The sequence below is a fragment of the Mariniflexile aquimaris genome, from assembly GCF_042676825.1.
Classification (GTDB): domain Bacteria; phylum Bacteroidota; class Bacteroidia; order Flavobacteriales; family Flavobacteriaceae; genus Mariniflexile; species Mariniflexile aquimaris.
Genome location: NZ_JBHTIB010000012.1, coordinates 928376 through 944050, shown reverse-complemented (window position 1 = coordinate 944050; position 15675 = coordinate 928376). Strand labels below are relative to the sequence as shown.

Below are 15675 nucleotides of genomic sequence, written 5' to 3'. Positions count from 1 at the left end.
TGTTAATAAAAAACACGAAAAAATAGCTTCAATAGGCTTATGTTGACTATTGAAATACGTATATTAGCATGTTTTGAAAAACTCATAAAACTTAATTAAATTATTTATGGCAGAAGGAGAAAAATTGATCCCTATTAATATTGAAGATGAGATGAAAACGGCTTACATTGATTACTCAATGTCGGTCATTGTGTCACGTGCTTTACCAGATGTAAGAGACGGATTAAAACCAGTTCACAGACGTGTACTTTTTGGTATGCATGAATTGGGAGTTAGAGCGACAGGTGCACACAAAAAATCAGCGAGAATAGTTGGAGAAGTTTTAGGAAAGTACCACCCGCATGGAGATACTTCGGTGTATGATGCTATGGTGCGCATGGCGCAAGAGTGGAGTTTGCGATATATGTTAGTCGATGGCCAGGGAAATTTTGGCTCAATTGATGGCGATAGTCCAGCGGCAATGCGTTATACAGAAGCACGTATGCGCAAAATATCTGAAGACATGTTGGCAGATATTGATAAAGAAACAGTAGATCATAAACTTAATTTCGACGATACTTTACAAGAACCAACGGTATTACCAACACGAATTCCAGGGCTTTTAGTAAATGGAGCTTCGGGTATTGCAGTTGGTATGGCTACAAATATGCCGCCTCATAACTTAACCGAGGTGGTTAATGGTACCATTGCTTACATCGAAAACAACGATATTGAAATAGATGAGCTTATAAAGCACGTTAAAGCTCCAGATTTTCCAACAGGAGGAACTATTTATGGTTACGATGGCGTAAAAGAAGCGTTTCATACCGGTAGAGGACGAATTGTTGTTCGTGGAAAAGCAAATATTGAAGAAGTTCAAGGGAGAGAGTGTATTATTGTAACCGAAATACCTTATCAGACCAATAAGGCGGACATGATTAAGAAGACTGCCGATTTGGTTAACGAGAAAAAACTAGAAGGCATTGCTACAATACGTGACGAATCTGATAGAAACGGGATGCGTATCGTATATGTTTTAAAACGCGATGCTATTCCAAATATCGTTCTTAATAAATTATACAAATACACAGCGTTACAGTCGTCTTTTAGTGTAAACAATATTGCATTGGTAAACGGGCGTCCGCAGTTGTTAAACTTAAAAGAGTTAATACACTATTTTGTTGAGCACAGACACGAAGTTGTTGTTAGACGTACAACATACGAATTACGCAAAGCGGAAGAACGTGCACATATATTAGAAGGATTAATCATTGCTTCAGATAATATAGATGAAGTAATTGCCATAATCAGAGCATCTTCAAATGCAGACGAAGCAAGAGAAAATTTAATAAAACGTTTCGAATTATCTGAAATACAAGCGAAAGCCATTGTTGAGATGCGTTTGCGTCAACTTACTGGTTTAGAGCAGGATAAACTGCGTTCAGAGTATGAAGATATAATGAAACTTATCATCGACTTAAAAGATATCTTAGATAAAAAAGAGCGTCGAATGGAAATTATTAAGAACGAATTAGTTGAAGTAAGAGAAAAATACGGAGATGAACGTCGTTCAGTTATTGAGTATGCCGGAGGTGATTTAAGTATTGAAGATATGATTGCCGATGAAAAAGTGGTTATCACTATTTCGCACGCTGGTTATATTAAACGCACTTCATTATCAGAATATAAAACACAAAACAGAGGCGGTGTTGGTCAAAAAGCATCAACAACCAGAAACGAAGATTTCTTAGAGCATTTATTTGTTGGTACGAATCATCAATATATGTTGTTCTTCACTCAAAAAGGAAAATGTTTCTGGATGCGTGTTTACGAAATACCAGAAGGAAGCAAAACATCGAAAGGTAGAGCAATTCAAAATTTAATAAATATTGAGCAAGATGATGCGGTTAAAGCATTTATCTGTACGCAAGACCTTAAGGACGAAGACTATATAAACAGTCATTATGTAATTATGGCTACGAAGCAAGGTCAGGTTAAAAAGACATCATTAGAGCAATATTCGCGTCCACGAACAAACGGTATTAATGCCATCACTATTAAAGAAGACGATATTTTATTAGAAGCAAGGTTAACAACTGGTAATAGCCAAGTGATGTTAGCGCTTAAATCTGGTAAGGCCATTCGTTTTGAAGAAGCAAAAACGCGCCCAATGGGTAGAAGTGCATCTGGTGTTCGAGGTATCACACTTGCCGATAAAAACGATGAAGTTATTGGTATGGTAACTATTGAAAACCCACAAGAAGAGTCGGTATTAGTGGTTTCAGAAAATGGATACGGAAAACGTACTTACATTGATGATCCAGAAGATGGTGAGCCAGTATATAGAATTACCAATCGCGGTGGAAAAGGGGTGAAAACCATTTCAATTACAGAAAAAACTGGTAAATTAGTGGCCATTAAAAGTGTAACAGATAATGATGATTTAATGATTATCAATAAATCTGGTATTGCCATAAGACTTGAAGTGAAAGATTTAAGAGTAATGGGTAGAGCTACACAAGGTGTTAAACTTATAAACCTTAAAAACAACGATTCCATTGCGGCGGTTGCCAAAGTAATGCGCGATGAGGATGATGAAGTAGAAACATCCGAAGGTATTGAAAATAGTGAAGATACCAACGATGGCACAACTCTTGATACAAACATAGACGAAAATAACACGGAAAATTAAATTAAATATTACTAAAAATGAAAAAACAGATTATCATAGCTTTAACATTTTCAATATGTGCATTTTCATTTGCACAGAAAAAAGAATTGAAAACGGCTGAAAAGGCTATAAAAGGAAATAATTTCGCTGAAGCTAAGGCAGCATTAAAACAAGCAGAAGCTTTAATGTCATCGATGGATGATAAACTAAAAGCTCAATATTATTATTTAAATGCAGAGACATTATATGCTAACGGCGCTGGAAGCATAAAAGATATTGATGCTGCATTAGAAAGTTTAAATAAAGTACAAGGTTCTCTTGATTCTGAGGTTACTACCTTAAAACAAACCATGGTTAATGGTATCTTAACTAAAGGAAATAGTTATTACGAGAAAAAAGATTTTTCTACATCATCAAAATACTTTGAAAAAGCATATCGCTTAAGTCCACGAGATACTACATTCTTATATTACGCGGCTGCTACCGCAGTGAATGTTCAGGAGTATGATAGAGCTTTAGGCTTATACGAAGAATTAAAAGCATTAGGATATACAGGTATTGAAAAGCAGTACTATGCAACCGATGTAAGTAAAAATGAAGAAGAGATTTTTGCTAACAAGGATATTAGAGACATGTCTGTTAAAACAAAAACCCATACGAATCCAGGGCAAAGACTTTCAGAATCTAAAAAACCAGAAATCGCTAAAAATGTGGCGCTTATTTATGTAAGTCAAGGTAAAGATGACGAGGCACTAAAAGCCATGAAAGATGCAAGAGCAGAAAGTCCTACCGATATTAACTTAATACTTTCTGAAGCAAATATTTACTATAAATTAGGTAATATCGAGCAGTTTAAAACTTTGTTAGAGGAAGCTACTAAAATGGATCCTAACAATCCAGAGTTACAATATAATTTAGGAGTAATCTCTGCAGAGTCTGGTCATGCAAAAGAAGCTAGAGCTTATTACCAAAAATGTATTGAATTAAATCCAAATTATATCAATGCCTATATTAATTTAGCGGCTTTAATTTTATCTAAAGAAGAGCCATTAATTAAAGAAATGAATGGTTTAGGAAATTCTAAAAAAGACGATTTAAGATACGAAGAGTTAAAAACACAACGTCAAGAATTATATAAAGATGCCATTCCTTTTTTAACTAAAGCATTAGAAATAGATGCTAAAAATATTAGTGCAGCTAAAACATTAATGAATATTTACAATATTGTTGGTGAGACTGCTAAGTTTAAAGAAATGAAAGTAAAAGTGGATGCACTTGAAGCTGCAGAATAACAATTAATATTTTTCTAATAAAATGAAGAAGCCGCTTTTAGCGGCTTTTTTATTTTGGTGTTTTTTCTTTGACTTATGTTGAATATAATTTCGTGTTAACTAATTACATTTTCAGGCTTCGAGTAATGTTTAAGGAACGCTAAAAAACAGATTATATGACCTTTTTTATAACGCGTAATTTATGGGTGTGTATTTTTTTATCGACATTATATATTCCAGAATGGTCTAATCTATCTATTCTAACTTTTCCGTGTGCATGGATAATGTAATTATCTTTCATAATAATGCCAACATGCGTAATGATGCCTTCACTATTATCAAAAAACGCTAGGTCTCCGGGTTCACTTTCCTCAATAAAACTTAAAGCTTCTCCTTGGGAGGCTTGCTGTGAAGCATCGCGTAAAAGTTTATAGCCATTTAATTTATAAACCATTTGGGTAAAACCCGAACAATCTATTCCAAAGGGCGTTTTGCCTCCCCATAAATAGGGGGCATTTAAATATAAAAATGAGGTTTCAATAATGTTTTCTTTGGGTTTTTTACCCGTTACTATATGACCATCATGAGAATGATTTAATAACGATAAGCCGTTTAAAGACGAACCTAAAATAATGGGATGTAATTGGCTATTTGTGTCTTGGATAAACTCAACCAAGTCTATAGATAGTTTTAGGTTTCCTTTATGTATTTTTTGATAGTTTTCTTCGGTTATTTCTACATACTGTTTGTTATCAATCCAACCTTCATAACCATCAAAAGAAATTCTTATTCTGCTCCATTGTTTGCGCTGTTCTAAAATTTTAAAAATGTCGCCATAAAGCACTTGCGAAACTAATTCGCTTTTATCAGAAGCATCAAATCTTAAAGGAACAATGCTTAAATTACAAATTCCGTATTGCATATAATTATTGTCTATTGCTTATTGATAATTATATTTTGAAATACCATGAAACATACAATACACATTCGTAATAAAAACTTCGAGTAATAAACCATCTTAAAATAAATACTATTCAATTAAAAAATAATGTTAACGTTCTATTATAATTGCCGAAGCGCCGCCACCACCATTACAAATGGCTGCAGCACCAATTTTAGCGTTGTTTTGTTGTAATACATTTAATAAGGTAATTATGATTCTAACACCCGAACAACCCAGCGGATGCCCAAGCGACACGGCGCCACCATTTACGTTAACGTTCGTATCATGAAGTCCAAGAATTTTCATATTTGCCAAACCAACCACAGAAAACGCTTCGTTAAATTCAAAAAAATCAACATCTTCCAGTGTAATTCCGGCTTTATCTAAGGCTTTTGGTAATGCTTTTGCAGGTGCCGTTGTAAACCATTCTGGTTGGTGGGCAGCATCAGCAAAACTTTTAATCGTTGCGAGTGGTTTTAAACCTAGTTCTTGAGCTTTCTCTTTACTCATTAAAATCATCGCACCAGCGCCGTCGTTAATGGTAGAAGCGTTCGCAGCAGTTACGGTGCCATCTTTAGTAAAAGCAGGTCGTAATTGCGGGATTTTATCTAATTTTACGTTAGTAAATTCTTCATCTTTACTTACTATTACAGGTTCGCCTCGGCGTTGCGGAACTTCTACAGGAACTACTTCATTGTCAAATTTTCCAGCATCCCATGCAGCCGCAGACCGTTTGTACGACTGTATTGCGAAAGCATCTTGGTCTTCTCTGGTAAATTTATATTCGGTAGCGCAGGCATCAGCACAAACACCCATGGCATTTTGGTCGTAGGCATCCACTAAGCCATCTTTTTGCATACCATCAATAAGCGATGTTGGTCCGAATTTCGTACCCGTTCTGGCATATAAATAATGTGGAATCAAACTCATATTTTCCATACCACCTGCAACAATAATATGCGCATCGCCATTGGCAATACTTTGAGCCGCTTGCATAACAGCCTTCATGCCCGACGCACAAACTTTATTAACAGTAGTACATGGCACCGTATTGGGAATTCCCGCATAAATGGCAGCTTGTCTTGCTGGTGCTTGACCCGCACCTGCTTGAATAACCTGACCCATTAAAACTTCGTCAACCAAAGCTGGATTAAGGTTTATTTTGTTCAACGCACCTTTTATGGCGATAGCTCCAAGTTGAGGTGCTGGAATGGTTGATAATGCGCCCATAAAACTACCTATGGGCGTTCTTGCTGCAGAAACAATTACGACTTCTTTGTTCATTAGTTCTTACTTATGCTTAGTACATGCGAAAATAATCATTTTTTAGTAGAAATTTGAACGATTCCTGCATTATAAAGAATGCTAGAAGTATATAATTTTATTACATTTGGTTTCCTTAACTTTTTAAATGGAAGACTTTATAAATAAATTATACAGAAACCATTCCTTTATATATAAAGGTTTGTTGTTTATCTGTACAACTTTTTTAATAGTGTATTTATTTCCTAAAAGCGGAAAGTTTAAATATAATTTTGAAAAAGGAAAACCCTGGCAATCGGAAGTATTATTAGCGCCTTTTGATTTTGCAATAAAAAAGAATGATGCCGAATTAACACAAGAAAAGCAGGAAATTGCAAATAACTCGGTGTTGTATTTCGATTTAGACAACTCAGTTAAAACTCGGGTTACTCAATCTTTTGCAGCTCAATTTAAAAAAATGTTCTCCGATTCCTTACCGCGGGTAACTTACAATAGTTTATTTAAGGTCGGACAAGAAATTATATCAGAATTTTATATAGTTGGCGTATTAGGGGAGAGTTATAATTTTTCTGAAACCAGTAGTATCGTAATTCTTGAAGATCGGGTTAAAAAACAAGAAGGCTTTTTTTCTGAAATAATAAAACAAGATGCCATAACGCCCATAATCGAGAAATCACTCTTAAAACACAATTTAATTAAATATAAAAAGAATTTCATTTCATTATTTTTTGACCTGATTGAACCGAACCTTGTATTTAATAAGTCGTTTACAGAAAAGGCATTACAGGAAGATTTAAATAAAATTGCATTAGTAAGAGGTAGTGTTGAAAAAGGAACATTAATTATTTCGAAAGGAGAAGTCGTTGATGCCGAAAGGTTTCAAATATTAAAATCGTTACAATCGGAGTTTGAATCTCAGGAGTGGGGAAAATCAAATTATAACTGGATTATATTTGCTTATACCTTATTAGTAGCGCTGGCACTACTTATGTTGTATTTGTTTTTAAGAAAGTATCGAAGAGAAGTATTTGAAAATAATACTAAAGTCACCTTTATTTTCTTTAATATCTTCTTAATGATATTTATAACCACACTGGTTGTAAATTACGATTCCAAGTTTATCTACGTGGTTCCTATTTGTATTTTACCCTTAATATTTAAGGCCTTTTTTGATGCACGTTTAGGGATGTTTGCACATGTAATAACTGTATTATTATTAGGGTTTATTGTGCCTAATAGTTATGAATATATGTTTCTTCAAATACTTGCGGGTATCGTAACCATTTTAACTGTATCAGAACTATATAAGCGTGCTAATTTGTTTATTTCGGTAGGTCAAATAACCTCTGTATATATCGTGGCTTATTTTGCATTTTATGTAATTCATGAAGGAAGTGTAGAGAATATTCAATGGGAAATGTTTATCTGGTTTATATTAAGTGGACTTGCGACACTTTTTGTTCAGCCTTTAATTTATGCATACGAAAAGATTTTTGGTTTGGTTTCCGATGTATCGTTATTAGAGCTTTCAGATACCAATTCAACACTTTTAAAAGAACTTTCTAATAAAGCTCCAGGAACGTTTCATCACTCCTTAAATGTAGCGAATCTTGCTGAAGCCTCCGCAAATGAGATTGGCGCCAATGCGATGCTGGTTAGGGTTGGAGCGTTGTATCACGACATTGGTAAAATGAAAAATCCAACGTATTTTACCGAAAATCAATCCACCGGCATAAACCCGCACGATGAATTATCATCTAAAGAAAGTGCACGAATAATAATTTCGCATGTAATTGACGGCATTGAAATTGCTAAAAAATATAATTTACCAGACCGCGTTATCGACTTTATTAGAACGCATCATGGCACAAGTACCGTGTATTATTTTTATATGAAGGAGAAAAAAGATATTGAAGCGGTAAATAAAGCAGATTTTTGTTATCCGGGACCGAAACCATTTAGTAAAGAAACAGCCATTTTAATGATGTGTGATAGCGTTGAAGCTGCTTCAAAAAGTTTGAAGGAACCAACATCTACAAAAATTGATGCTTTTGTTGAAAGTATTGTAGATAAGCAGATTGAGGAAGGTCAGTTTTTAAACGCGAATATTACTTTTAAAGAGATACAATCTATAAAAAAGGTGTTAAAACACAAGCTTGCAAACATTTACCATTTACGAATAGAATACCCTGAATAATTTTTATAAAAAAGTAAATAAAATAGTTGCGTTCTTATTATGTATAGATTACATTTGCAACCGCAATTTTATTGCACAAGTTCATTTAATGTACTAGGAGAGGTGCCAGAGTGGTAATGGAGCAGATTGCTAATCTGTCGACGGGTAACTGTCGCCGGGGTTCGAGTCCCCGTCTCTCCGCAATTTAAAGATAACCAAATCGGGGTGTAGCGTAGCCCGGTTATCGCGCCTGCTTTGGGAGCAGGAGGTCGCAGGTTCGAATCCTGCCACCCCGACTTTTTAGTATATCAATCACAATAAAAAACCTGTTAATCATATGATTAACAGGTTTTTTGATTTTTATTGAATCCGAAATTAATTGTAAAATGCTGTGAAAAAAGGACAACAAATCGGATAGCAAAATTATTTTTTTAAATATGGTTGTCTATTTATAAATTCTGCAACACGTGTTTGTCTAATGAAAAACAAATAAAGTCACCTTCAAACACTACTACTTCATTTTGATTTTTAACGGTAACCGAAACGGCAGATTTAACAGGGTTAACTTTTTCTGAAATTACAGCTTCAGCGGTTAATAAATCTCCAACTACAGTAGGTTTTATAAATTTCACTTCAGCCTTACCCAACACAACATTAGGGTGATTGGTTGCCACCATTGCCGCATAATCAGCTAAACCAAAAGTGAAGCCTCCGTGCGCTAATCCTACGGAATCAACAGCCATATTTTCTGATATTTTTAATTGTACGGTAGCCTTATTTTCTTCAATGGAGATAACAGTTCCAACAAGTTCGTTTGATGTTTTTAGATGTGTATTTTGTTGCATTTTATAAATAATTTTATTTTTTAAATCATGTTTTTGTGAAAAAGCATGGATTTATTGTGTGTATTCTGGTTTATTTCGAAACTTTCTAGCGATTCCCTGTTGATGTGTTTTTAGGAATTAACTTTTGGTAAATAGATAATTAACATAACAGATAATTAACATAACAAATGGATCACATAAAGAATCTTAAAGTCTTCAAATAATTTAGAGGATGAAGATACAATTATTGCTATTATTTAGCTAAAAGAAGAAAGACAATTTAGCACTACTTATGAAATTTTTTGATGAGAAAAACTTCAAACGAATGAGTTAAAATAGGAGTTGAAATCAAATTTAAAACAAGTAGAAAACATTAATTAGGTTTGATGAATTTTAGGGAATATTCGGTGGATACAAATCGTTCAATTCGTCGAGTTGTTTTAATAATTCAAATGTTTTTTTAGCTTCCTCTTCATCAACAATACTAATAGCGGCCCCAACATGTACCATCACATAATCGCCAACTTTGGCTTCTGGAACAAGGGTTAAGCTTACTTCTTTAACAACACCGTCAAAAGAGACTTTTCCTGTTCTAAAAATTTCGTCAAGTTGAGCCGTAATTTCGATTAATTTTCCTGGTATGGATAGACACATAACTTTTTAAATTATCTAATTATTTTTTTGAGCTTTTAACCAGTCGTACCACTTGGTCATGCCTTCGCCAGTTGTTGCAGAAACTTCAAAGAATTGTAAATCTGGATTCACCTTTAAGGCATATTCTTTTAATTTGTTGATGTTGATGTTTACATAGGGCAACAAATCTATTTTGTTTATAATGCAAATATCAGAAGAGTGGAACATATCTGGATATTTAATAGGCTTGTCTTCACCTTCAGTCGTACTTATAATAACCACGCGCTTCGATTCTCCTAAATTAAACATGGCAGGACACACCAAATTCCCCACATTTTCAATCATTAAAATGGAGTTGTCTTTTACATTCAATTTTTTAACAGCATCATAAACCATGTCACTTTCTAAATGGCAGCCTTTCCCGGTATTTATTTGAATTACGGGAATATCTAAAGCATCAATTCTATTTGCATCATTAAGAGTCTGCTGATCGCCTTCTATAACATAAAAAGGAATATCATTTTTTAAATCTGATAAAGTTCTTTCTAATATGGCCGTTTTACCAGAACCAGGTGAACTTACTAAATTCAATACAAATATATTTTTAGCTTCAAAATAGCCTTTATTTCTGGCGGCCATCACATCGTTATGATGCAGAATATCTTGTTCTAGTTCTATAACAGTTTTAGGATGGTGATGATGGCTATGCGTATGGTCATGGTCATGATCATGGTGATGGTGACTGTGGCTATGAGAATCGCCATCATGGTGATGGTGATCGTGTGTATGACTATGACCATCATGATGATGATGATCGTGAGCTTTTATTTCTTTAGGATTTTGAATGGTTACCCCATTTTTTTCTGATCCACAACCGCAAGTTCCACACATAATTTTAGTCGTTTTTATTTACTTAAAGATAATCAATTATAACTGTATCATTAAAATATTTTTTCGCTTTGTCTAGATTTTTGGCTCCTTTTTTACTTAAGCCGATTTTCAATTCCCATTCATAACCCTGAATTCCAAAAACAAAGGCAACTGGTTTGTAATCATATAGTTTAGATGCCAAATGCAATACGGTTTCTGGTGCTAATGCGTGTGTACTAAAACTATATTTTTCTGATGGATGACAAGGTTTTAAATAAAATCCATCTTTCGTTTCTTCTTTTGTCGCATCAATAAAAATGACTTGAATGTAATTAGAAATTAACTCAGCATCTTCAATTTGTAACTGATAACGGTATTCCAAGTCCATCGTAGTGTTCTGTTCTTTTAAAAAGTCTAAAAAAAACCAGCCTAAACCATCATCTTGTCTGCCATTGTTGCCTATTCCAAAAACAAGGGTTGCCTTTTTATCGTTTTTTCTCATCTATTAATTTACCATCATTATCAAACAACGAAATTTCAAGTGGCATTTGCCCAAGCGCATGGGTAGCACAACTTAAACAGGGGTCGTAAGCTCTAATAGCAACTTCAACCTGGTTTAGCATGCCTTCGGTAATTTCTGGCTTGCCACTTATCACATTGTTAGCAACCCAACGCACCGCTTGATTCATGGGTTCGTTATTATGGGTTGTAGATACAATCAAGTTACAACGGGTAATTCGATCTTTATCATCAACTTCATAATGATGAATCAATGTACCTCTTGGCGCTTCAATAATACCAATACCTTCGCCACGTCTTTCGCCTTTTCTAATCAGGTCGTTACTTAAAATATCTTCATCATTAAGCAAGTTTTTCATCATTTCAGCACAGTATAACATTTCAATTAATCTTGCCCAATGCGAATACATAGTTTTATTATTAACTTTGTTATTGGTAGCTAATTTAAACATGATGCGCTCTTCTTCTGCCAATGGCGTTTCTATGCCATTACAAACATTAATTCTTGCTAAGGGACCAACACGATTCCAACCTTTTTCTTTGCCTATTTCTTTTAAATAAGGGAATTTTAAATAGGACCATTTTTCTACACCTTCATTAAAATATTGGAGGTAATCATCGTTTGGAATGTCATTTAAAATAACTTTTCCATTGGAATCTAACGCTCTTAAATTACCATCGTATAATTCTAAAAAGCCATTTTCTTTATTGACTAATCCCAGATGTCCGGAAGGATAATCGGCAAATTCATCTAGCCATTGTCTGTTGGCGTCATGATATCCTTTTAGGAATTGAATGATTTCGCTAGACCAGTTTATCATGGCATCAACCGATGGAATCTCTTTACTATTTAAGAAATAATCTCGGTCTTTTACAGTAATTTTTTTATGAACACCACCAGGAACAGCCGAAATACCATGAATACGTTTTCCGGCGATGGCTCTGATTATTTCCTGGCCAAATTTCCGCATTAAAATGCCTTTTTTAGCCAAATCCATATGCTCGATGGCTACTTCGGCGACGTTACGTTTTGCCGGATCTGCATTAACACCAAACAACAAGTCTGGAGATGCTAAGTAGAAAAAATGTAAAGCATGTGATTGAAAAACTTGACCAAAGTGCAATAGTTTTCTAATTTTTTGAGCAGGTACAGATAAATCTTCAGGATTGAGTCCAACAATTTGATCGATGGCTTTAGCAGCTGCCAAATGATGACTTACGGGACATATACCGCACAAACGTTGCACCAATACAGGAGCTTCCCAGTATGGGTGTCCTTGTATAAACCGTTCAAAACCACGAAACTCTACAATATGAAAGAAGGAATCTTTTACTTTGTTATGTTCATCTAAATGAATAGTGACCTTTCCGTGCCCTTCAACTCTGGTTACTGGATCTATAACTATCTTTTTCATTGTTAATCGTATTTAAATTCTTCGTGGGTAATAGAGTATTCTTCATTTAAGAGAATATTTTTTACAACTTTCCAGATATGGTTGGCATTAGGTGGGCAACCAGGAATGTAATAGTCAATTTTTACAATTTCATTACATGGATATACATTGTTTAGTATTTTAGGAATATCCTCATGGTTTGGAATAACGTTGGCTCCAATTTCGCTTGTTAATCCATGAATATACGCCTCTTCTAAGCATTCTTTAAGCGGAACAAAATTACGCATGGCAGGAATACCACCCATAATAGCACATTCGCCAAAGCCAATTAAAATGTCGCATTTTTTTCTGAATTCTTTTAGCACTTCTACATTCTCAGAATTGGCACAGCCACCTTCAATAAGTCCGATATCACAGCGTTTACTAAATTTTTTAATATCTGTTAAAGGTGATTTATTGAACTCAATAATTTCCAAAATATCGATGATATCTGTATCAATATCCAATAAAGACATATGGCATCCAAAGCAACCTGCTAGCGATGTCGTTGCAACTATAAATTTATTGTCGTTTGTTCTTTTTTTAAGGCTATCTCTTTTGGGGGCTTCTTTATCTTTACCAACAATGTCATATTTTCGATCTCCAAACGGTTGTTCGTAAACCATACCCTTAATCAGAATAGCGCCAACAGGACAAATGTTCATGGCGTGCATCGCTTCGGCATCGGTTAATTTAGCTTCTTGTTCATAATCAATTTGAACGCGTGTTTTAACACCGCGACTCACAAAAGAAAATACATCTTTGCCGTCCTTGGTTTTAATTTCTTCCACACAACGTTTACAAAGGATACATCTATTCGATTCCATAATCATACGGTCTGATGTAAAATCGACCGCCTTATGGCTGTAAACATGCGGAAAGCGTGTATTGGTAATGCCCATATCGTAGCCCAGGTTTTGCATATCGCAATGACCACTTTTTTCGCAGGACGGACAAAAATGATTTCCCTCGGCAAACAGCATTTCTATAATAGCTTTTCTTGTATTTAAAAGTTCGGGCGTGTTTATTTCCACGTCCATGCCTTCATACACTTTTGTTGTGCAACTTGTGGTAGTTTTGCCATTTACAATAACCGTACAAATGCGGCAGGTTCCTAATGGTGGATTCACTTCATGAAAATGACATAAAGTTGGAATGTATATACCATTCTCTTTAGCAGCATCTACCAAATTTTTTCCTTCGTGGGCTTGGTAGTTTTTTCCGTCTATTTTTATGTTTATTAGATTATCCATGACTACTTTCTATTTCTTCAATTACACTATTATAATTTTCAACAGCTTTTTCTAAATTAAAAGCATGATTCACATCACTTTCTGCAAGCAAACATTTTTGGAATTCTCCAGGAAATTTTAACATGGCAGTTAACAAACAGTTTGTTGATAGTTTGCCTAAACCACATCTACTGGATTGTTTAATAATGGTGCTCCATTCTTTAATTTCGTCTAAATCGGTATTGTCTGCATGACAAAGCATGATTTTATTAATTTTTTTACTCAATAAAAAGTTTCCTGTTCTACACGGTACACATATGCCGCAGGATTCTGCTATAAAAAAATCGGTAATGTTTTTAAGAATGGAAAGCAGGTTGCGTTGTGAGTTGAATACCATAAACGATCCACCACTTCTTAGACCAACACCACTCATTTTACGCGAATATTCTATGGGGTCTTTAAAGGTAAATTGAATGTGGTCTGCTAATAAATTTTCGCCTGATATGTCTCGGTCTAAATCGGCAGACGACAGGAATTCTCCAGCGAAACCATTAAATAAAATGTAATGTGGATCTTTAGCTTTTATTAGATCTAAAAATTCCTTTAATTTCATGCCCCATTCAATTTCGTAAACTCCTGGTTTTTCGCAATCGCCAGAAATACTTAATAATTTGGTGCCTTGGGTTGCCTTGGTACCTATAGTTAAATAGTGTTTTAAGCCCATTTCTAGAATTCTAGGCACCGCACAGAGGGTTTCTACGTTATTCACAACTGTTGGTTTGCCTAAATATCCTTTTTCTACAGGGAAAAATTCTTTGGTAGTGGGTTCTCCACGTTTGCCTTCCATTGATGCGATAAGGGCGGTTTCTTCACCACAGACATAGGCTCCAGCACCTAAATGAATAGTAATTTTAAAATCGAAACCATCAATACCTAGGATAGTTTTTCCTAAAAGTCCTTGTTTATTGAATTCCTTAATGGTTTCTTCAAGTTTGCTTCTTAAGTATAAATATTCTGCTCTTAAATAAATGATTCCTTCTGTAGCGCCAACGGCATAACCTGCTATAGTCATGCCTTCAAGAAGCAATCCAGGGTATTTATTCATTAACACACGGTCTTTAAAAGTTCCTGGTTCTCCTTCATCCGCATTACAAATAATATATTTTTGATTGGAAACATTGTTTTTACAGAATTGCCACTTAATACCTGTTGGGAAAAAAGCGCCACCACGACCCGATAATTTAGATTGGGTTACGGTCTCTATAATGGCATCTGGAGTAAATTGTTTTAGTTTTTCTAGAGCGATACCCGGGGTGTATGATTTAAAAAACACGGTTTTATCTTGCTCTGGGGTGTAGCGAATATTATCTTTTGGAAAATTACTTAAAGATTCTACCGAATGCCCTTGTTTTAATTTTGAAATTATAGTTTTAACTTTCTTAGGCGTTAAATTTGTAAACGGATGAAAATTGATTAGCGCCGATGTTTCTTGATCGCTTAAACCAATGCACGAGGTTTTAAAAAATCCGAATAAACGGTCTTTCGTTACATTGTCAATTTCTATGCCTAATTCCTCTTCAAAGGCCTGTTTAACTGCTTTGTAATCATGAAGTTTAGAAATGGTAGAACAATTTAAATAAATAGTGAATTTACCAGCATGTGTATCATGAAAGAAGTGATAGAAAGAAGTAACCCCTTCGAGTTCTATTTTCGAAATATTAAATTCTTTCGCGATTTTAGTCTTGTCATCTTGACTAATGTACCTTCTTTTATTCTGAATATCCCAGAGAACGTTCATTAAAGAGGATTTTTTTGCAGTAGCTTCTTTAGACTCCATAATACAGAAATTTTTCGATGGTAT

Annotated in this window: 12 protein-coding genes and 2 tRNA genes; 5 read left to right on the top strand and 9 right to left on the bottom strand. The window is 34.7% G+C overall.

Going from position 1 to position 15675, the window contains the following annotated elements; translation table 11 throughout:
* Positions 1–106 precede the first annotated feature (106 nt).
* Together gyrA and ACFQ0I_RS12105 are read left to right on the top strand one after the other, a co-directional pair.
* On the top strand, positions 107–2671 hold the full coding sequence (gene gyrA / locus ACFQ0I_RS12110) for a DNA gyrase subunit A (protein ID WP_379942611.1): 2565 nt from the start codon (positions 107–109) through the stop codon (positions 2669–2671).
* 17 nt (positions 2672–2688) lie between these two features.
* Positions 2689–3942 (top strand): tetratricopeptide repeat protein, encoded by a 1254-nt coding sequence (locus tag ACFQ0I_RS12105; RefSeq protein WP_379942609.1) that lies wholly within the window; start codon positions 2689–2691, stop codon positions 3940–3942.
* Between the two features lie 151 nt (positions 3943–4093).
* On the opposite strand, the gene ACFQ0I_RS12100 is transcribed toward ACFQ0I_RS12105, so the two are convergent.
* Entirely contained in the window at positions 4094–4843 is a 750-nt protein-coding gene (locus ACFQ0I_RS12100) for a C40 family peptidase (RefSeq protein ID WP_379942607.1), read from the bottom strand.
* Between the two features lie 129 nt (positions 4844–4972).
* Complete coding sequence (locus ACFQ0I_RS12095; protein ID WP_379942605.1) at positions 4973–6148, bottom strand: acetyl-CoA C-acyltransferase; 1176 nt, start codon at positions 6146–6148, stop codon at positions 4973–4975.
* 127 nt (positions 6149–6275) lie between these two features.
* On the opposite strand from ACFQ0I_RS12095, the gene ACFQ0I_RS12090 reads away from it, so the two are divergent.
* The 3 genes from ACFQ0I_RS12090 (at position 6276) to ACFQ0I_RS12080 (ending at position 8599) form a co-directional block, all read left to right on the top strand.
* A complete protein-coding gene (locus ACFQ0I_RS12090) occupies positions 6276–8324 on the top strand; it encodes an HD family phosphohydrolase (protein ID WP_379942603.1) in 2049 nt (682 codons plus the stop codon).
* A gap of 96 nt (positions 8325–8420) precedes the next feature.
* Positions 8421–8504, top strand: a tRNA-Ser gene (locus ACFQ0I_RS12085).
* A gap of 20 nt (positions 8505–8524) precedes the next feature.
* A tRNA-Pro gene (locus ACFQ0I_RS12080) sits at positions 8525–8599 on the top strand.
* Positions 8600–8752: 153 nt separating this feature from the next.
* On the opposite strand, the gene ACFQ0I_RS12075 is transcribed toward ACFQ0I_RS12080, so the two are convergent.
* From ACFQ0I_RS12075 to ACFQ0I_RS12045, 7 genes are all read right to left on the bottom strand, one after another.
* Positions 8753–9148 (bottom strand): hotdog domain-containing protein, encoded by a 396-nt coding sequence (locus ACFQ0I_RS12075; RefSeq protein WP_379942601.1) that lies wholly within the window; start codon positions 9146–9148, stop codon positions 8753–8755.
* 372 nt (positions 9149–9520) lie between these two features.
* A complete protein-coding gene (locus ACFQ0I_RS12070) occupies positions 9521–9781 on the bottom strand; it encodes a HypC/HybG/HupF family hydrogenase formation chaperone (protein WP_379942599.1) in 261 nt (86 codons plus the stop codon).
* A gap of 15 nt (positions 9782–9796) precedes the next feature.
* The gene (hypB, locus tag ACFQ0I_RS12065) at positions 9797–10651 is read right to left on the bottom strand and encodes a hydrogenase nickel incorporation protein HypB (protein WP_379942597.1); all 855 of its coding nucleotides are present in this window, start codon (positions 10649–10651) and stop codon (positions 9797–9799) included.
* Between the two features lie 22 nt (positions 10652–10673).
* Positions 10674–11132, bottom strand: a complete 459-nt coding sequence (locus ACFQ0I_RS12060; protein WP_379942595.1) for a hydrogenase maturation protease — start codon at positions 11130–11132, stop codon at positions 10674–10676.
* Positions 11116–12564, bottom strand: coding sequence for a Ni/Fe hydrogenase subunit alpha (locus tag ACFQ0I_RS12055; protein WP_379942593.1), 1449 nt, complete (start codon positions 12562–12564; stop codon positions 11116–11118). The genes ACFQ0I_RS12060 and ACFQ0I_RS12055 overlap by 17 nt, the downstream gene beginning before the upstream one ends.
* A 2-nt stretch (positions 12565–12566) precedes the next feature.
* Positions 12567–13835 carry an NADH-quinone oxidoreductase subunit B family protein gene (locus tag ACFQ0I_RS12050; RefSeq protein WP_379942591.1) on the bottom strand — a complete coding sequence of 423 codons (1269 nt, stop codon included), beginning with the start codon at positions 13833–13835 and terminating at the stop codon, positions 12567–12569.
* Positions 13828–15651, bottom strand: a complete 1824-nt coding sequence (locus tag ACFQ0I_RS12045) for an NAD(P)H-dependent oxidoreductase subunit E (protein ID WP_379942589.1) — start codon at positions 15649–15651, stop codon at positions 13828–13830. The genes ACFQ0I_RS12050 and ACFQ0I_RS12045 overlap by 8 nt, the downstream gene beginning before the upstream one ends.
* Positions 15652–15675: the final 24 nt, after the last annotated feature.